15 protein-coding genes are annotated in these 18,818 nt (G+C 70.0%); 11 read left to right on the forward strand and 4 right to left on the reverse strand.

The annotated features are described in order from the left end of the window. Window positions 1-41: 41 nt before the first annotated feature. Complete coding sequence (locus BM066_RS17960; RefSeq protein ID WP_089929783.1) at window positions 42-1,763, reverse strand: hypothetical protein; 1,722 nt, start codon at window positions 1,761-1,763, stop codon at window positions 42-44. A gap of 218 nt (window positions 1,764-1,981) precedes the next feature. Here BM066_RS17960 and BM066_RS17965 point away from each other — a divergent pair, with 218 nt between their 5' ends. From BM066_RS17965 to BM066_RS17985, 5 genes are all read left to right on the forward strand, one after another. Continuing rightward, window positions 1,982-2,692 (forward strand): response regulator transcription factor, encoded by a 711-nt coding sequence (locus BM066_RS17965; RefSeq protein ID WP_035080721.1) that lies wholly within the window; start codon window positions 1,982-1,984, stop codon window positions 2,690-2,692. Window positions 2,693-2,699: 7 nt separating this feature from the next. Continuing rightward, complete coding sequence (locus BM066_RS17970) at window positions 2,700-4,397, forward strand: sensor histidine kinase (protein ID WP_255367639.1); 1,698 nt, start codon at window positions 2,700-2,702, stop codon at window positions 4,395-4,397. Further along, window positions 4,394-4,828 carry an HPr kinase/phosphorylase gene (locus tag BM066_RS17975; RefSeq protein WP_089929784.1) on the forward strand — a complete coding sequence of 145 codons (435 nt, stop codon included), beginning with the start codon at window positions 4,394-4,396 and terminating at the stop codon, window positions 4,826-4,828. The genes BM066_RS17970 and BM066_RS17975 overlap by 4 nt, the downstream gene beginning before the upstream one ends. 75 nt (window positions 4,829-4,903) lie before the next feature. Next, window positions 4,904-5,311: a PTS sugar transporter subunit IIA gene (locus BM066_RS17980; RefSeq protein ID WP_035080717.1), complete on the forward strand. Its 408-nt coding sequence runs from the start codon at window positions 4,904-4,906 to the stop codon at window positions 5,309-5,311. Further along, entirely contained in the window at window positions 5,308-5,586 is a 279-nt protein-coding gene (locus tag BM066_RS17985; RefSeq protein ID WP_089929785.1) for an HPr family phosphocarrier protein, read from the forward strand. The genes BM066_RS17980 and BM066_RS17985 overlap by 4 nt, the downstream gene beginning before the upstream one ends. Window positions 5,587-5,616: 30 nt before the next feature. Here BM066_RS17985 and BM066_RS17990 read toward each other — a convergent pair whose 3' ends face one another. Together BM066_RS17990 and bioB are read right to left on the reverse strand one after the other, a co-directional pair. Continuing rightward, window positions 5,617-8,379, reverse strand: a complete 2,763-nt coding sequence (locus BM066_RS17990) for a M16 family metallopeptidase (RefSeq protein WP_089929786.1) — start codon at window positions 8,377-8,379, stop codon at window positions 5,617-5,619. 99 nt (window positions 8,380-8,478) lie between these two features. Further along, a complete protein-coding gene (gene bioB, locus BM066_RS17995) occupies window positions 8,479-9,489 on the reverse strand; it encodes a biotin synthase BioB (protein WP_089929787.1) in 1,011 nt (336 codons plus the stop codon). A 130-nt stretch (window positions 9,490-9,619) separates the two neighbouring features. On the opposite strand from bioB, the gene BM066_RS18000 reads away from it, so the two are divergent. From BM066_RS18000 to BM066_RS18025, 6 genes are all read left to right on the forward strand, one after another. Continuing rightward, window positions 9,620-11,155, forward strand: coding sequence for a CYTH and CHAD domain-containing protein (locus BM066_RS18000; protein WP_089929788.1), 1,536 nt, complete (start codon window positions 9,620-9,622; stop codon window positions 11,153-11,155). Window positions 11,156-11,369: 214 nt separating this feature from the next. Then, window positions 11,370-12,668 carry a M61 metallopeptidase family protein gene (locus BM066_RS18005; protein WP_143093761.1) on the forward strand — a complete coding sequence of 433 codons (1,299 nt, stop codon included), beginning with the start codon at window positions 11,370-11,372 and terminating at the stop codon, window positions 12,666-12,668. A gap of 84 nt (window positions 12,669-12,752) precedes the next feature. Continuing rightward, window positions 12,753-14,144, forward strand: a complete 1,392-nt coding sequence (gene ahcY, locus BM066_RS18010; protein ID WP_089929790.1) for an adenosylhomocysteinase — start codon at window positions 12,753-12,755, stop codon at window positions 14,142-14,144. Window positions 14,145-14,320: 176 nt separating this feature from the next. After that, window positions 14,321-15,181, forward strand: coding sequence for a PfkB family carbohydrate kinase (locus BM066_RS18015; protein ID WP_089929791.1), 861 nt, complete (start codon window positions 14,321-14,323; stop codon window positions 15,179-15,181). A 153-nt stretch (window positions 15,182-15,334) separates the two neighbouring features. After that, window positions 15,335-16,462, forward strand: coding sequence for a serine hydrolase domain-containing protein (locus BM066_RS18020; RefSeq protein ID WP_089929792.1), 1,128 nt, complete (start codon window positions 15,335-15,337; stop codon window positions 16,460-16,462). An 82-nt stretch (window positions 16,463-16,544) separates the two neighbouring features. Further along, the gene (locus tag BM066_RS18025; RefSeq protein ID WP_089929793.1) at window positions 16,545-17,372 is read left to right on the forward strand and encodes a transporter; all 828 of its coding nucleotides are present in this window, start codon (window positions 16,545-16,547) and stop codon (window positions 17,370-17,372) included. Here the strand turns inward: BM066_RS18025 and BM066_RS18030 are convergent. After that, window positions 17,369-18,793: an MFS transporter gene (locus tag BM066_RS18030; RefSeq protein WP_089929794.1), complete on the reverse strand. Its 1,425-nt coding sequence runs from the start codon at window positions 18,791-18,793 to the stop codon at window positions 17,369-17,371. The two genes, BM066_RS18025 and BM066_RS18030, sit on opposite strands and share 4 nt — an antisense overlap. Window positions 18,794-18,818 lie beyond the last annotated feature (25 nt).

Raw genomic sequence — 18,818 nt, forward strand, 5'->3', positions numbered from 1 at the left:
TTCGCGCTGCGCGCTTCGTCCGGGATGACAAGATGTTTGAGTTAAGCCGCCGCCTTCTGCTGAACCATGCCCTTGAGCAGGTCCATGGTCTCGGGCGAGCCGGCCAGCTCCTCGCGGGCTTCCGGGGCGCGGGCCAGCTTCATGACCTCGGCCTTGGCCTTGTCGGCGACAGGGCCGGTGGGGCCGGCTTCGCCCATGGCCAGCTTGATCAGCACGGCCAGCTTCTGGGGCAGGGGCGCGGGGGCGCGGACCAGCATGGCCACCAGGCGGGCGTCGGTCTCGATCATGCCGCCCACCTCGCCCAGGCGGACGCACAGCGGTTCGTAGTCCTCGACCACCAGGCCCGAGCGGACCAGGGCCTTCTGCAGGGCGGCCAGGGCGGCCAGCTTCGACGCCGCCGAGTCCGGACCCTGGCGCAGCTCGCGCTCGAAGCGCAGGGCCAGGACGTTGGCCGACAGCCAACGGGCGGCCATGCGCTTGTTGACCGCGCCCATGACGTTCTCGGCCAGGCGGATCAGCATCTGGATCTCTTCACGCGACGAGCGGTCGCGGCCGAGCAGGGCTTCGATGAACTCGCCGTTCAGCAGGGTCTTGGAGCGGGTGGTGAAGGCGCTGGTGATGTCTTCCGGCGGCAGGATGCGGCCCGCGGCGGCCGTCAGGCTCATGGCCAGGGCGCGCAGGTATTCGATCTCGGCCTCGGCGTCGGCGGGTTTCAGGCGGCGGACGCCGTTCAGCTCCTTGAGCACGCGCTGGGCGATCGACATCCGCACGGCGGGGAAGGCCTCGCCGCTCAGCCAGTCGCACAGGCGCCGGGCCGTGCCGGAGAGCTCGGGCATGCAGTTGCGCACCCCGGCCTCGACGCGGATCAGACCCTCGACCTGGGCGCCGCCGGCCAGGCGGGTCATGGCCGCCAGGGTCGTGCCGAGGTCGGCGTCGCCCCCCTTGTCATTGGCGCCCAGCAGGTCGGCCATGCCGGCCTTGGAGCCGATGATCTCGGCCAGGGGCGTCTCGATGGCGGCCAGGGCGGCGGCGCGGGCCTTGGGGTCGCTGGGCGCGGCGTCGGCCAGGTCCAGCAGGCGGGCGATCTTCTCGGACCAGTTCTTGCCGGGCGCGATCGAGGCGGCGACGCCGGCCCCCAGCAGGAAGGCGCGGTCGGGATCGGCGGACAGCCGCTCGGCGGCGCGGGCGAAGCCTTCCTTGTCCAGGTCGGGCAGGGCGCCCTTCTTGAACTGCTTCATCAGGTTGGCGACCGTGCGCTCGACCAGGCCCTGGAAGGTGCGGATCAGCTCGTGGACCGACATGCCCCGGGCCTCGGCCTCGGGGATGGCGATCTTCTGCAGGGCGTGCTGCAGGTCGGTGCCGGAGGCTTCCAGCTTCTCGACCAGGTCGGGACGGTGCAGCAGCTCGAACGGGGTGGCGTTGTGGCGGGCCAGCCAGCCTTCCAGCAGGCGGCCGATGCGGTCACGGGCGTGGGCGGTGTAGAGGTCGGCGGGCTGGACGCAGAGCGGATCCAGATCCTCCTGCACCTTCTTGGGCTTGCCGCCGTCGACCTGGCCCTTGGTGAAGATCGAGATCGACTTGTATTCGCGGGTCTCGGGGTCGAGCGTCTCCTTGCTGACCCGCACGGCGATCGCCCGCCCCTGCTCCAGCGCCTCCTCGGCGGTCTGCAGGGCGTGGGCGCGGATCTCGGTCGCCATGTCGAGCGTCCACTGCGCGCCGGGCTTGCGGCGCACGAACAGCTCGTAATGGACTTGGTCGCTCATCGGCAAAGGGCTCCCCGAAGCTCCCTTATGGGATACAAGACCTTAAGGTGAGGTTGCCGTCCGCAACGCCTTGTGGGCGCCCTTGGCGGGCGCGCGCCGCAATCGCGCCACGCTGGGGTCGCAAAAGGCGGGGAAAGCTTAGCCGCCCCGCGCGTTGTAGAGGGCGACGCCGATCGATAGTATCGGCAGGAAAACCGCGAAAGGACCCATAGGGCTCGATGGCCGATATTACTCTCATCGACGACGACGAGAACATCGTCGCTTCGGTTTCGCTGGCGCTGGAAAGCCATGGCCACGTGGTCAAAGCCTATTACGACGGCGCGTCGGGGCTGGACGCGGTCGAGAGCCAGGCGCCCGACCTGGTGATCCTGGACGTCAAGATGCCGCGCATGGACGGCATGGAAGTGCTGCGCCGCCTGCGCCAGACCACCGAGATCCCGGTGATCATGCTGACCTCCAAGGACGACGAGATCGACGAGATCCTCGGCTTCAACCTCGGGGCCGACGACTACATCCACAAGCCGTTCAGCCAGCGCCTGCTGCTGGAGCGGGTCAAGGCCGTGCTGCGCCGCGCCCGCCCCGAGGAGGAGGACGCCGCCAGCGCCGCCCCCGGCTCGGCCAATTCCAAGATCATGAAGCGCGGCAAGCTGACGCTGGACTCCGCGCGCCACGACAGCCTGTGGGACGGCAAGCCGGTGCGCCTGACGGTCACCGAGTTCCTGCTGCTGCAGTCGCTGGCCCAGCGCCCGGGCTTCGTGAAGAGCCGCGACAACCTGATGGACGCCGCCTACGACGATCAGGTCTATGTCGACGACCGCACCATCGACAGCCACATCAAGCGCATGCGCAAGAAGTTCCGCCAGGTCGATCCGGAGTTCGATTCCATCGAAACCCTGTATGGCGTCGGCTACCGATATCGCGAATCCTGATCGCAAGATGGCCGGGGAGCCCGGGCCGGAGGCCGAGCCGAAACAGCGTTTGACCTGGCCCAGGCTCGGCTGGCCCAAGTTCGGCTGGCCCAGGGGTTCGCGCCTGGGCCGGCTGATCATCGGCCTGAACCTGCTGGCCCTGGCCGTGCTGCTGGGCGGGGCGCTGGTGCTGAACGAGCTGCGCAGCGGCCTGATCAACACGCGCATCGACAGCCTGACCACCCAAGGCGAGCTGATCGCCAACGTGATCGATCTGGCCGCCACGGTCGGCGACCCCGAGCCGCGCCTGGTCCCCGACCAGGCCAGCGACATCCTGCAGAGCCTGTTCATCCCGCGCTCGCAGCGCGCCCGGCTGTTCGACGCCGAGGGCAACCAGCTGGCCGACAGCTACGTCGTCGCCGACCGCGTGGAGTCCAAGGCGCTGCCGCCGGCCCGCAAGCCCGGCCAGCCGGCCTTCGGCCTGCCGACCCACAGTCCCGACACCAAGCCCCGGGTCGCCGAGGCGGCGCGCGAGGCCCTGGCGGCCGAGATCGCCCAGGCCAAGCTGGGCGAGCCCGTGGCCGGAACCCGCATCGACGAGATGGGCGAGCGTGTGGTGTCGGTGTCGATCCCCATCCAGCACGTGCGCGCGGTCCTGGGCGTCCTGACCCTGGAGGCCGGCGACGTCGACCAGATCATCGCCGCCGAGCGCAAGGCCCTGCTGCCGTTCGCCCTGATCGCCATCGCCACCACCCTGATCTCGTCGTTCCTGCTCAACCGCCTGATCGCCCAGCCGGTGCTGCGCATGGCCAGCGCCGCCGATCGCGTGCGGCTGGACGGCGCGCGGGCCATCTCCCTGCCCGACATTTCCGACCGCAAGGACGAGTTGGGCGACCTGTCGCGGGCCCTGGAGGAGATGACCGATTCGATGTCCGAGCGGATGGACGCCATCGAGCGCTTCGCCGCCGACGTCGCCCACGAGATCAAGAACCCCCTGACCTCGATCCGCTCGGCGATCGAGACCCTGGACCTGGTGACCGATCCCGCCGCCCGGGCCCGGCTGCTGGGCATCCTGCAGCAGGACGTCACCCGCCTGGACCGGCTGGTCACCGACATTTCCAATGCTTCCAGGCTGGACGCGGAGCTGTCGCGCGAGGCGCCGCGGGCCTTCGAGCTGAACGGCCTGCTGGCCGAGGTCATCCATTTGTACGAGGCCCAGCTGCGTCCGGGCGAGGCCCCGGGCAGCGTGCGGGTGACCTTCGACGCCAAGGGCGCGCCGCAGCACGCCCGGATCGTGGCGCGCGAGACCCCGGTGGGCCAGGTGTTCCGCAACCTGATCGACAACGCCCGCTCGTTCAGCGCCGCCGACGGCGAGGTGCGGGTCACGCTCAAGCGCGATCCGGGCCTGCGCGATCATCACAATCGCCTGATCGTCACGGTCGACGACGACGGCCCCGGGATCCCGCCCGACAATCTGGAGACGATCTTCGAGCGGTTCTACACCTCGCGGCCCAAGGGCAAGGCGTTCGGCGGCAATTCGGGCCTGGGCCTGTCGATCGCCCGCCAGATCGTCGAGGCGCATGGCGGGACCATGCGAGCCGAGAACCGCAAGGACGCCAAGGGCAAGGTGATCGGGGCGCGGTTCGTGGTCGACCTGCCCGAGGCCGGCGCCCACAACGGTCACCATCATCACGGCGGCCAACGCGATGGGGGCGCGCGCGAATGATCCGCCATGCGGGCCTGATCGCCCGGCGGGTCGCCGGAACCTGGCGCGGCGCGCTGATCGAAGGCCCGTCGGGCGTCGGCAAGAGCGACCTGATGCTGCGGGCCCTCGACCAGGGCTTCGTCCTGGTCGCCGACGACCGCACCCTGGTGTTCGTGTCCGGCGGCAGGCTGCATGGCCGCGCGCCGGACGCCCTGGCCGGGTTGATCGAGGCCCGCGGCCTGGGCGTGCTGCCCCAGCCGCATCGAACGTTTTGCCGGATCGATCTTCTGGTACGCTGCGTGGATGGGCCGCGGGCGGTCGAGCGGTTGCCCGATCCCACGTTCCAGGTCATCGAAGGCGTTTCCACGCCGGTGCTGGACCTGTGGCCTCTGGAACCCGGCGCGCCGGGGAAAATCAGGCGGGTGTTTGAGCATCTTGGAGTCACCGACTAACAAGCGTATCAAGGCGGCCCGCGCGGCCGCCTCCCTGCCGCCACGGGTTATGGGGATCCGTTTGAGAGATCAGGCATGATCGGGCTCGTGATAGTCACGCACGGGCGGCTGGCGGAGGAGTTCGTCTCCGCCATGGAACATGTGGTCGGACCGCAGGGCGCGGTGAAGGCCATTTGCATCGGCCCGGAGGACGACATGGAACGTCGCCGGTCGGACATTCTGAAGGCGTGCGCCGCGGTCGACCAGGACGGCGACGGCGTGATTCTGCTGACCGACATGTTCGGCGGCACGCCGTCGAACCTGGCCATCTCGGTGATGGAGCAGACCAAGGCCGAGGTGATCGCCGGCCTGAACCTGCCGATGCTGATCAAGCTGGCCAGCGTGCGCCAGCGCGAGAACCTGCAGGCCTGCGTCGCCCACGCCCAGGAGGCTGGACGCAAATATATCTCCGTGGCCTCCTACGTGCTGGCAGGGGAAAAATGAGTCGCATGGCGGCGCGCACGGTCGAGATCGTCAACGAGCGGGGGTTGCACGCCCGCGCCTCGGCCAAGTTCGTCAAGCTGGCCTCGGGCTTCGACGCCGAGGTCACGGTCGCCCGCGACGGGACCAGCGTCGACGCTCGCTCGATCATGGGTCTGATGATGCTGGCCGCCGGCATCGGCTCGACCATCGACATCGCCGCCGAGGGCCCCGAGGCCGACGCGGCGGTCGAGGCCCTGATCGAACTGGTGTCGAACCGGTTCGACGAGGAGCGCTGAAGCCGCTCGCCGAACCGGGTCGGACCGCGCTCAGGGGACGGGGTCGCCGTCCGCATCGACGTGGCGGATCTCGCCGAGCTTGAGCGCCGCCAGGCCCGGCTCGATCTTCTTGCGGTCGCCGACGATCACCCAGACCAGGGCCCCGTCACGCACCACCTTGCGGGCCGCCTCGCCGGTTTCGGCGAGGGTCACCGCCCGCACCTTGTCGGCGTAGCCGTCGTAATAGTCGTCGGCGCGGCCGCGATAGGCCATGTCCGTCAGATAGCCGGCGACCGCGTTGTTGGTCTCCCACGCTCCCGGCAGCGACAGGGTCATGTTGTTCTGGGCCATGGCCAATTCCTCGGCGGTCACGGGTCTGGGCCCGACGACGCCGGTCAGCTCCTTGCGCAGCTCGGCCGCCGATTCCGCGGTCTTGTCGGTCTGCACCGAGGCGTAGGCGTTGAAACGCCAGGGCCCACGGCCGCCGCCCACGAAGCTGGAGGCGCCATAGGACCAGTGCTTGTCCTCGCGCAGGTTCATGTTCAGGCGCGAGACGAAGGCGCCGCCCAGCACCGTATTGAAGGTGTCGATGGCGATCTCGTCCTGGTCGTTGCGCGGCGGCGCGATGTTGCCGGCCAGGATCATCGACTGCTGGGCGTCGGGCTTGTCGACCAGATAGACCAGGGGTTTGTTGCCGCCGGCGGCGGGCGGCACGGCGATCGGCGGCACGGCGGCGGGCTGCCAGCCGGCGAACGCCGTCTCCAGGGCCGGCGTCAGCTTGCCGGCCTCGACGTCGCCGACCACCACCAGGACGGCGTTGTTGGGGTGGAACCAGCGGGCATGGAAGGCGGCCAGCTCGTCTCGACGCAGGGCGCTTAGGCTCTTCTCGGTCGAGATGCGACCGTAAGGGTGGTCGCGCCCGTAGATCGCCGGTCCGATCACCCGGAACGCCATGTTGGAAGGGTTGCGCTTCTGCTGCTGGACGCCGGCGATGGCCAGGGCGCGCTCGCGCTCGACGTCGGCCGGACGAAAGGCGGGATTCTCGATCACGTCGGCGAACAGGGCCAGCGACGGCGTCAAGGTCGCCGCCAGGGTGCTCATGCTGACATAGGAGGCCTCGCCGCCGCCACGTGTCGAGAGGCTGGCTCCCAGGCCGCTGAGCTCCTCGCTTATGCCGATGGCGTCGCGCGTCGTCGTGCCGTCGTCCATCAGCGACATCGCCAGCGAGCCCGTGCCGGTCTTCTCGCCGGCGAAGTCCGGGGCGTATCCGGTGTTGACCATCAGGCTCAGCTCGACGGTCGGGGCGGCGTGGCGCTCGACGACGATCACCTTCAGGCCGTTGGACAGGGTCAGGCGCTTGGCCGTCGGAAACACCGGGCTGGCGGTCTGGGCCGGCGTGGGCATGGTCTTGCGGTCGGCCCCCGGCCCGCTGGCCGCGAAGTCCGGAACCGGCAGGATGGACAGGGTATAGGACCCGTCGGACAGCCAGCGCTGGGTCGCGCCCTGGATCTGGCGCGGCGTCACGGTCTTCAGGACCGCCAGGTCTTCCTTCCAGGCGTCGGGCGAGTCGTGGAAGGTCTGGCTCTGGGCCAGCAGGTCGGACTTGCCGCCGAACCCGCCGATCCGCTCCAGGCCCTGCAGGATATTGGCGGCGCGGCGGGTGCGCACGCGGTCCAGCTCCGCCGCCGTCGGGCCCGCGGCGATCAGCTTGGACACCTCCTCGTCGACCTCGCGCTCGATGCGCGCCAGGTCCTGGCCCTGTTTCGCCGTGACCTCGATCACGAACTGGCCGGCGATCTCGCGCGTCCAGGCGTAGGCGGTGACGTCGGTGGCGATCTGCTCGTCGAACACCAGCCGCTTGTAGAGGCGCGAGCCCTTGTCCGAGACCAGCAGGTCGGAGGCCAGGTCGAGCAGGCGGGCGTCGGCGTCGCCGTCCTGGGGGATGTTCCACACCTTGTAGAGGCGCGGCTGGGCGACATGGTCATAGGCCACCTCGCGCTGGGCGCCGGAACGCTTGGCGATCCAGACCTTGGGATGGGCGACGGGCGGGCCGGGCGGGATGTCGCCGAAATAGGTCTCGACCTTGGTCTTGGCCTCGGCCGGCGTGATGTCCCCGGCCAGCACGATGGTGGCGTTGGTCGGACCGTAATAGGTGCGGAACCACTCCTTCACGTCATCCAGCTTGGCGGCGTTCAGGTCGTCCATCGAGCCGATGACGGTGTGGCCGTAGGGGTGCTCTTCGGGGTAGGTGGCCTTGGTGATCAGGTTCCAGGCCTGGCCGTAGGGACGGTTCTCGCCCTGGCGCTTCTCGTTCTGGACGACGCCGCGCTGCTCGTCGAGCCGGGGCTGGTCCAGGGCGCCCAGCAGGTGGCCCATGCGGTCGCTCTCCAGCCACAGAATGGTGTCCAGCGCGCTTTTGGGGACGTTCTGGAAGTAGTTGGTGCGGTCGTTGTTGGTGGTGCCGTTCATGTCGGTCGCGCCGATGCGCTCGGTGACCTTGAAGAAGTCGTCGTTGTGATTCTCGCTGCCGTTGAACATCAGGTGCTCGAACAGGTGGGCGAAGCCCGAACGGCCGCGGGGCTCGTCCTTGGCGCCGACGTGGTACCAGATGTTGATCGCCACGATCGGCGCCTTGTGGTCCTCGTGGACCAGCAGCGTCAGGCCGTTCTTCAGGACGAACTTGGTGTAGGGGACGTCCGGATCCGGCAGCGCCGGCCGCGCGGCGACGGTTGTCGCGGCCTTGGCCGTCGGCGCGGCCAGCGCCGGTGATGCGACGAGCAGGGCCGCGGCTGCGGCCGAAATGAATAGTTTCACGAGGCGTCCCCCAGGCGATGAATCGTGATCGACACGATCTTCACCTTAGGTTGTGACGCCAATTGGGCAAGGCTCAGCTTTGGAGCGACGGCGCCGCCGCTACTCCGCCGCCACCGTTTCCGGCGCCGCCGTCTTCACGCCCATCGGCCGCAGGTCCAGGTCCTGGAACAGGGCGCTGTCCTCGTCCTGGCCGGGCAGGGGGGTGGTCAAGAGCTTGCCGCCGACGAAGATCGAGTTGGCGCCGGCCAGGAAGCACAGGGCCTGCAGCTCGCGGCTCATCTCGTCGCGGCCGGCCGACAGGCGGACCATGGCCTTGGGGCAGACGATCCGGGCCACGGCGATGGTGCGGACGAACTCGATCGAGTCGATCTGGCCTTCCTTCAGCACCTTGTCGCCCAGCGGCGTGCCGCTGACCGGCACCAGGCCGTTGATCGGCAGGCTGTCGGGGTGGGCCGGCAGGGTGGCCAGCTGGTGCAGCAGGCTGGCGCGGTCGCGACGCTGCTCGCCCATGCCGACGATGCCGCCGCAGCAGGTGCTCATGCCCGCGTCACGGACGTAGGCCAGGGTGTCCAGCCGTTCCTGGTAGGTGCGGGTCGAGACCACGTCGCCGTAATATTCCGGGCCGGTATCGAGGTTGTGATTATAGTAGTCGAGGCCGGCGTCCTTCAGCTGCCTGGCCTGGTCCGGCGTCAGCATGCCCAGGGTCGCGCAGGTCTCCAGGCCCAGGGCCTTCACCCCGCCGATCATCGCCGCCAGCCTGGGCAGGTCGCGGTCCTTCAGCTCGCGCCAGGCCGCGCCCATGCAGAAACGCTGGGCCCCGCCGTCGCGGGCCTCGCGGGCCTTGGCGATCACCACCTCGGCGTCCATCAGCTTCTCGGCCTTCAGGCCGGTCTTGAAGTGGGCGCTCTGGCTGCAATAGCCGCAGTTCTCGGCGCAGCCGCCGGTCTTAACCGACAGCAACTGCGACAGCTGCACCTCCGACGGATCGAACCAGGCCCGGTGCACGGTCGCGGCCTGGAAGACCAGCTCCATGAACGGCAGGTCGAACAGGGCCTCGACCTGGTCGAGGGTCCAGTCGTGGCGAGGGTGGGCGAGGTTGATCTGGCTCATGGCGCGCAGGTTTGGACTCCGCCAGTTTGATTGGCAAGCACGTCCAGCGTGCGAGCCCCGCCGGGTCCCGCGCGCGAAGGCGAGCAACGGCTCATGGAGCCAAAGCCGGCGCGTCAGGTTATAAGGTCGCATGGATCACGAAATCGAGCTGAAGTTCCTGATCGCCCCGGAGGCTTCGAGCGAGATCCTGGCCCGGCTCGAAGGGCGGGAGGCGGTTCGACAGCTCGACGCGACCTATTTCGACACGGCCGACCACGCCCTGCGCAAGGCGGGTTTCGGCCTGCGCGTCCGCGACGGCGAGAACGGCCGCAAGCAGACCCTCAAATCGGCCTCCTCCGGCGGCGTCTTCGCCCGCGGCGAGTGGGAGAACCCGGTCGAAGGGCCTGAACCCGACCGCGACCTGCTGGCCCGCACCCCGGCCGCCAAGATCATCAACGGCGACGCCCTGACCCCGGTGTTCGCCGCCAACGTCACGCGCGTGACCCGGCTGATCGAGCGTGACGGCGCGACCATCGAGGCGGCCCTGGACCAGGGCGAACTGCTGGCCGACGATCGGCGGGCAGGGATCAGCGAGCTGGAGCTGGAGCTGAAGGCCGGCGCGCCACGCGTGCTGTTCGACCTGGCGCGCGACCTGGCCGCCCACGCGCCGCTGCGCCTGTCCCTGGTCAGCAAGGCCGAGCGCGGCTACGTCCTGGCCCTGGGCGAGGCGGAGGGGCCGCGGGCCGAGGCGGTCCTGGCGCCCGACGCGACCGTCGGCGAGGCGCTGCAGGCCTTGGGGCGCGCCGCCCTGGACCGGCTGTGCGCCGCCGCCGAGGGCCTGCGGACCCGTCCGGGTCCCGAGCGGGTGCACAAGCTGCGGGTGGCGGCGCGGCGCTTCCGGGCCCTGCTGTCGACCTTCAAGGCCCTGGCCGCCGATCCGGCCGCCCGCCACGTCAAGGCCGAGCTGAAATGGCTGGCCGACGCCCTGGGCGCGGCGCGGAACCTGGACGTGTTCGTCGCCGACGTTTGGCGGCCGGCTGTCGAGGGGCGTCCGGCGCCGGACCCGGCCGACGCCGAGCCCGGCGCCGCCGTCCAGGACGAGGCCCGCGCCCTGGCGGCGTTCGGCAAGGCCCTGCTGGCCGCTCAGACCAAGGCCTACGCCCAGGCCGGCGAGGCCGTGGACAGCGCCCGCTTCCGCGCCCTGGCCATCGACGCCGCCGCCTGGCTGGAGGCCGGCGCCTGGACCACCGACAAGCGCCTGGAAAAGATCCGCGCCAAGTCCGCCGCCGACTTCGCCAGGAAGGCGCTGGACAAGCGCCGGCGCCGCATCCGCAAGGACGGCCGCGACCTGGCCGGCCTGAGCCCCGAGGATCGTCACCACCTGCGCATTCGCGGCAAGAAGCTGCGCTACGCCCTCGAGGACCTGGGCGGGCTGTTTCCCGATCATCCCAAGCGCCTGGGCCGCTTCGTCGCGGCGACCCGGGACCTGCAGGACGCCCTGGGGCTGCTCAACGACCAGGCCGGGCGCGAGGCCCTGGCCCGCGAGGTGGCGACGGCCTGCGAGGACCCCGAGGCCGCCTTCGCCGCCGGCCGCCTGACCGCGAACGGCGCCGAGCGCGAAGCCGAACTGCTGGCCGACGCCCAGGGCGCCTACGTCACCTTCGCCGAGGCCAAGCGTTTCTGGTGATCCGCCAGGGTTGCGCGACCCGCGTCCGACGGCTTAGGTGACCCGAAGTGGGCTCGGGGGCCGAATGCGCTTTTCTGTTCTGATTCTAGTTGCCTTGCTGTCGGCGGGTGCGACCCACGCCCGTTCCCAAACTCACGCACCGTCGGCACAACCGCCCATCGCGGTCGAGATCACCCTGCGCGAAGGTCCCGAACGACGCGCTGTGTGGGTCGACATGACCTTCCAGGGCGACGCTGACGGACGCACGGTGGTGCGCCTGCCCGATCGCTTCGGTTACGCCACGGATCTCTGGCTCAACGTGACCGAAGTCTCGGTCGACGGCGGCCGGATCACGCCTGGTGACGCCAAGACGCTGATCCTGGACCACGCGCCCTCGGCGACCCTTCACTTGCGCTATCGGGTTAAGACCGGCGTGCGAGGCCGGCGCGGCCTGGGCGTCGAGGCCGGACCCGCCGAGGGCGCTCAGGGCGTCAGCTTCCTGGGCGAGACGGTGATCGCCTATCTCGAAGGGAGGCTCGATGTGCCGGCGACGGTGCGGCTGGGCGCGATGCCGGCGGGTTGGACCCTGGCGTCCGATCTGGAAGCGGCGAGCGACACTACTCTCCGCGAGGCGCGGGAAAGCTATCTGCTGGCGGGTCCGACGGTGCGGATCGTCGAGCGACGCCTGCCCGACGGCTCGCGGCTGCGCGTGGCCCTACGCGGCGACTTCGACTTTGGCGACGACGCTGTGGCCAACAACGCCGCCCGGCTCGTCGCCTACCAGCGTCAATACTGGAGGGCGCCGCCCGGATCCTTCCTGATCACCATCGACCAGGTCCCCGTCCCGGACGTGATGATCTGGGGCGGCCAGGGGCGTGGCGCGGACAGCGCTGCGCTCTATGCGTCCAAGGCCGTGTGGCTAAGTAAGTTCACTGAGGTGTTGGCCCATGAGATCACCCATGCATGGCTGGCGCGCGCCCTGGGCGGCCTGCCGGCGGGCACCGACGAGCCCAAAGGCTACTGGTTCTCGGAGGGCTTCGCCGACTATCTGGGCTATCGAAGCCTGGTGAAGTCGGGCGTGTTTTCGCCCGCCGACTTCGGTACGGCGTTAAGCGGCCACGCGTGGCCCGGCCCGGTCAGCGCCGAGCGCATGACGACCGACTACTGGCGTGATCCAGAGCTGTTCAACTGGCCCTATTTCCAGGGCTTCAACTTGGCGCTGCGGTGGGACGAGCGCCTGCGGGGCAGCGGCAAGGGCGCGCTGCGCGACGTGTTGCTGGCTCAGGCCAAACACGCCGCGGCGGGCGGAAGCCAGACCGCCGACGCCCTGTTTCCAAAGGTTTATGCCGAGGTGTCGGGCCTGGACCTGTCGGCGGACATCGAGCGCTATGTTACACGGGGCGAGCCAGCCCAGGTTCCCGAAGCGATCGCCAGGATCTGCGACTGGCTTCCCACCGCCGACCCGCCACGGAACGGAGTGGTGCAACTCGACATGGACGGCTGTGTCGCCGCCGCGTTCGGTCCCAGCATATAAAGAAATCCTTATGCCTTAATTGCGAGAAGGGGCCGGGCGCGGTATAGACCGCGCAAGACCATCCCCCGACCGCAGGAGCCGACCGTGGCCGACTACATCGTCAAGGACATTTCGCTCGCCGATTTCGGCCGCAAGGAAATCGCCATCGCCGAGACCGAAATGCCCGGTCTGATGGCCACCCGCGCCGAATACGGCCCGGCCCAGGTCCTGAAGGGCGCCCGCATCGCCGGCAGCCTGCACATGACCATCCAGACCGCCGTGCTGATCGAGACCCTGACCGCCCTGGGCGCCGAAGTGCGCTGGGCCTCGTGCAACATCTTCTCGACCCAGGACCACGCCGCCGCGGCCATCGCCGCCTCGGGCGTGCCGGTGTTCGCCTTCAAGGGCGAGAACCTGGTCGAGTACTGGGAATACGCCCACAAGATCTTCGAATGGGCCGACGGCGGCTATCCGAACCTGATCCTCGACGACGGCGGCGACGCCACCCTGCTGTGCGTGCTGGGTCCGAAGGCCGAGAAGGATCCCTCGATCCTCAACAATCCGCAGAACGAGGAAGAAGAAGCGCTCTACACCGTGATGAAGCGCTACCTGGCCGAAAAGCCGGGCTTCTACACCGCCATCCGCGACGCCATCGGCGGGGTGTCGGAAGAGACCACCACGGGCGTCCACCGCCTGTACCAGATGGCCCAGAAGGGCGAGCTGCCGTTCCCGGCCATCAACGTCAACGACAGCGTCACCAAGAGCAAGTTCGACAACCTGTACGGCTGCCGGGAATCGCTGGTCGACGCCATCCGCCGCGGCACCGACGTGATGCTGTCGGGCAAGGTGGCGGTGGTCTGCGGCTATGGCGACGTGGGCAAGGGCTCGGCCGCCTCGCTGCGCCAGGGCGGCGCCCGGGTGATCGTCACCGAGATCGACCCGATCTGCGCCCTGCAGGCGGCGATGGAAGGCTATGAGGTCCAGACCCTGCAGGACGTGGCCGACAAGGCCGACATCTTCGTCACCGCCACCGGCAACAAGGACGTCATCACCGTCGACGACATGCGCCGGATGAAGAACAACGCCATCGTCTGCAACATCGGCCACTTCGATTCCGAGATCCAGATCGCCGGCCTGCGCAACTTCAAGTGGGACGAGATCAAGCCGCAGGTCCACCACGTCGAGTTCCCGGACGGCAAGAAGATCATCGTGCTGTCGGAAGGCCGCCTGGTGAACCTGGGCAACGCCACGGGCCACCCCAGCTTCGTGATGTCGGCCAGCTTCACCAACCAGACCCTGGCCCAGATCGAGCTGTGGACCAACAAGGCCGCGTACAAGAACGAGGTCTACACCCTGCCCAAGCACCTCGACGAAAAGGTCGCCTTCCTCCACCTGGAGAAGCTGGGCGCCAAGCTGTCGACCCTGCGCAAGGACCAGGCCGACTACATCGGCGTGCCGGAAAAGGGTCCGTTCAAGCCGGACCACTACCGCTACTAGGCTTCGCCCCGAGCGAACCGAAGGGCCCGCCGCGGAAACGCGGCGGGCCTTTTTGTTGGGCGCCGAGGCGGATGTCGAGATGCTCGCCAATCAGATAACATTGTTCGTCGACCTGCGCTGCGTCATAGTGGCGCTTGCCCTATTCAAGTCCCCCATGCTCGGCTAAGCCGCTGGTCATGCCGCTAGCTCTGATCATTTCCAGCCATGTCGCGGGCAGCCAGGTGGGCGGCACGGCCCAGGCCGCCGCCCTGGTGCAGTTCCGCATCGATTCGATGGTCGTGCCGACCGTGCTCTACGGCCGTCATCCCGGCTGGGGCATCCCGGGCGGGGCGGCCGCGCCCATCGAGGTGATGGAGGGCATGCTCGACGGCATCGAGGCCAACGGCCTGCTGAGCCTGACCGACATGGTTATCACCGGCTATTTCGCCAGCGCCGCCCAGGTGCGCGCCGCCGCCCGCACCATCGACGCCGTGCGCGCCGCGCCGCGCGAAGGCGGACCCAAGGGCGCCTTCGCGCGCAAGCCGACCGTGATCATCGACCCGACCATGGGCGACGCCGGCAAGGGCCTCTACGTGCCGGTCGAGGTGGCCGAGGCGATCGCCGGCGACCTGATCCCGCGCGCCGACGTGGTGGCCTGCAACGCCTGGGAGCTTCAGCGCCTGACCGGCATGGACTCGCGCGACCCCCAGGCCGCGGTGCGCGCCGGCCGGCTGCTGAACAAGCCGACCCTGGTGTCGTCCGTACAAAGAGGAAATGAGATCGGCGTGGTCTATGTCGACCGCAAGGAGGCCTGGCTGGCGGCCCACGCCAAGGCCGCGCGCTCGCCCAGCGGCACCGGCGACCTGCTGACCGCCCTGTTCGCCGCCTCGATCCTGGAAGGCCAGACCCTTTCCTACGGCCTGGCCCGCGCCGTCGGCGGCGTGGCCGAAACCGTGACCGCCGCCAACATCTGGAACGCGCCGGAGCTGCCGATCGTGGCCATGGCCGCGCGGATCAAGCAGACCTCGCCGACCGTGCGGATCGAGCGGCTGGCCTAGGGCCTAGATGCTCCCCTGCTGGGGGAGCTGTCGCGAAGCGACTGAGGGAGCTTGCGCGGCGCTCCCCCTCCGGCCCTCCGGGCCACCTCCCCCAGAGGGGGAGGATCTGTCGATGGATGACAACAGGAAGCGGCCTGGGCTAGACCCTTGCCCATGACCGTCGACATCACCGGCTTCTGCCCCGACCGCTTCTCCGCCGTCCGCGACGCGTTCGCCGCCAACTTCGAGGACGGCGGCGAGCTGGGCGCGCGGTTCGCGCTGGCGATCCATGGCGAGGTGGTCGTCGACCTGATGGGCGGCTTCGCCGACCGCAAGCGCGAGGTGGCGTTCGGTCCCGACACCCTGACGCCGCTGTTCTCGACCACCAAGGCGGTGGCGTCCCTGCTGATCGCCCGGCTGGTCGACCAGGGACGGCTGACCTACGATCAAACCGTCGCCTCGGTCTGGCCGGAGTTCGCGCAAGCCGGCAAGCAGGACGTCACGGTCGGCCAGGTGATGTCGCACCAGGACGGCCTGTCGGGCTTTCCCGACGAGACCGACCCGGCCATCTGGTTCGACTGGGCGGCCACGACCGCCAAGCTGGCGGCCATGGCGCCGCTGTGGCCGATCGGCTCGGCTAGCGGCTATCACCCGGTGACCTTCGGCTTCACGGCCGGCGAGATCTTCCGCCGGGTCGACGGCCGGACCATGGGGACCGCCCTGCGCGAGGACCTGGCGCAGCCGCTGGACCTGGACCTGTGGATCGGCCTGCCCGACAGCGAGCACGCCCGCTGCGCCGAGCTGATGCGGCCGACCGCCCTGCCCAAGTTCGGGGCGATGAACGACGCCGTGAAGGCCGCCTTCATGACCAAGTGGGCGGCGCCGGGGGGACGCGGCACGGCCGACTGGCGGCGGGCCGAGATCCCGTCGGCCAACGGCCACGCCACCGCCCCGGCCCTGGCGCGGCTGATGGGCGCCCTGGCCTCGGGCGGCGAGCTGGACGGCGTCCCGGTGCTGTCGCCGGCCGTGATCGCCCAGGCCAGCGCCGAGCGGATCGCCGGCCAGGACCTGGTCCTGCCCTATGTGATCAGCTGGGGCGCGGGCTTCATGCGCAACACGCCCAACTTCTTCTACGGCCCGACCGCCGAGGCCTTCGGCCACAGCGGCTGGGGCGGCTCGTGCGCCTTCGCCGACCCGTCGCGCGGCGTTTCGGGGGCCTATGTGATGAACAAGCAGGGGACCGAGCTGATCGGCGACCCCCGCGCCGTGCGGCTGGTCCAGGCGGCGTACGGCGCGCTCTAGATCTTTGTTTTGGCGCATTTTCTTCACGCGAACCGGTATCCACTTCGCTCGAAAATGCTCTAGCGAACCTTCGGAGGCGGACATGGGCAAGGTCGGGGCCAAGATCAGGATCGCGGGCGTCGTCGGCCTGGCCGCCCTGGCGTGGGGTTCCGCGGCCCACGCCCAGGATGGGGCGCGCGACTTCTGCGCCGACCGGCCGGGCAAGGGCTCGCCGCCCTGCGTGCTCGACGCCGGGCGCTTCCAGGCCGAGCTGGGCGTGGCCGACGGGGCCTGGAGCCGGGGCGGCGGTGTCTCGACCGACGACCTGGCCTTCGGGGCCGTCGAACTGCGCCTGGGCCTGACCCCGACCGTCGAGGGCCAGATCAGCTGGACGGCCCACGAACGGGTCCGCCAGAAGGACCGGGCCTCGGGCGCGGTCTCGACCGTCGACGGGACCGGCGATGTCACCTTCGCCCTGCGCTGGTCGCTGCGGAATCCGGCGGGCGACGGCGTCTCGGTGGCCCTGCAACCCTTCCTCGTCGCGCCGGTCGGGGCCGAGGGGATCGGCGGCGACGCCTGGCAGGGCGGGGTGATCGTTCCGATCTCGCTGCCGCTGAACGGCGACTGGTCGCTGGCCCTGTCGCCGGAGCTGGACGCGCGTCCGGACGCCGACGGCGCGGGCCGCCACGCGGGCTTCGGCGGGGCGGTCGGGGTCGGGCGTTCGTTCGGGCCGGTGGCCCTGGGCGTCGAGCTGTGGGCCGACCGCGACGAGGATCCGTCCGGCCATGTCACCTCGGCCAGTTTCGACCTGACGGCGGCCTGGACGCCGGCCTCGGTCAAGGACCTGCAGCTGGACGCCTCGGCCTATGTCGGCCTGAACCGCGATACGCCCGACCTCCAGCTGGCGGTGGGCGTGGCCAAGCGGTTCTAGGCCTTCGCGCGGGGCTTTTTCTCGATCATCAGCGCCCCGACGATTCCCGCGACGATCGCCGCCACGGCGCTGATCCCCATCACCCACGGATAGCCCTGGGGTCCCGGCGCGAAATAGATCAGGCCCAGCACCGCCACCGCCAGCAGGCCGGCCACCCGGGCGACGGCGTTGTTGACCCCCGAGGCGACGCCGGCGTGGCTGGCGGACACCGCGCTCATCACCGTGTTGGTCAGGGGCGCGACCGCGACGGTCATGCCCAGGGCCACCACCAGCAGGCCGGGCAGCACGCCGGTCCAGTAGCCCGAGCCGATCCACGGCGCGCCCAACAGGCCGAACCCGATCCCGGCCAGGATCGGGCCGGCCGTCAGCATCGGCCGGGCGCCGAACCGGTCGGCCAGCCGGCCCGCCAGGCCCGACAGGCCGCCCATGATCACCGAGAACGGCAGAAGGGTCGCACCGGCTCCGGCCGCCGAATAGCCGTGGCGGGCGATCAGCTCGAACGGCAGGAAGAACAGGGCGCCGGTCAGGCCGAAATACAGCGCCAGGGTCAGCAGGTTGGCGCCGCTGAAGGTTCGGGAGCGATAGAGCGCCAGCGGCATCATCGGATGCTTCTCGCGGGCCTGGCTGACGATGAAGCCCGCCAGCAGGGCCGCGCCGAGGGCCAGGGCGGTCCAGACCGGCAGGCTGGTCCAGCCGCGGTGGCCGGCGGCGGTCAGGCCCCAGGTCAAAGCCCCCAGGCCGGCGGCGGCCAGGACCGCGCCGCGCCAGTCCAGACGCTCGACCTCCGGGTCACGGCTCTCGCGCACGGCCGCCAGGGCCAGCCAGACGGTGGCGGCGGCCAGCGGCAGGTTGATCAGGAAGATGGCCCGCCACGAGACGTGGTCGACCAGCCAGCCGCCCAGCACCGGGCCGACGGCCGTGGTCACCGCCCCGAACCCGGCCCAGGCCCCGATCGCCGCACCGCGCTCCTGGTCGCTGAAGGTCGAGCCCAGGATCGCCAGGCTGGCCGGGACCAGCATGGCCGCGGCGACGCCCTGGACGGCGCGGGCGGCGATCAGCCAGCCGGCGTCCGGAGCCAGGGCGCAGCCCAGCGAGGCGGCCGCGAACAGGCTCACGCCGATCACGAAGATCCGCCGCCGCCCATAGCGGTCGCCGGCCGAGCCGCCGATCAGCACCAGGGCGCCCAGCAGCAGCAGGTAGGCGTTGACGATCCACTGCACCTGGGCGGCGTCGGCCTTCAGCGCGGTCCGCATGGCCGGCAGGGCGACATTGACCACCGAGCCGTCGATGAAGGCCATGCTCGAGCCCAGCACCGTGGCGGCCAGGGCCAGGCGCTTGCGGGACGCGGAGGTCTCGCCTTCGGGACAGGGATGGGCCCGGACGACGCCTTCGTCGCAGGGCGGATGTTGCGGACCGGTCATGGGGTGCGAGCATGGCCCAAGGCCT

Origin of the sequence: Caulobacter sp. UNC279MFTsu5.1, assembly GCF_900114015.1 — a bacterium.
In the GTDB taxonomy this organism is placed as follows: domain Bacteria; phylum Pseudomonadota; class Alphaproteobacteria; order Caulobacterales; family Caulobacteraceae; genus Caulobacter.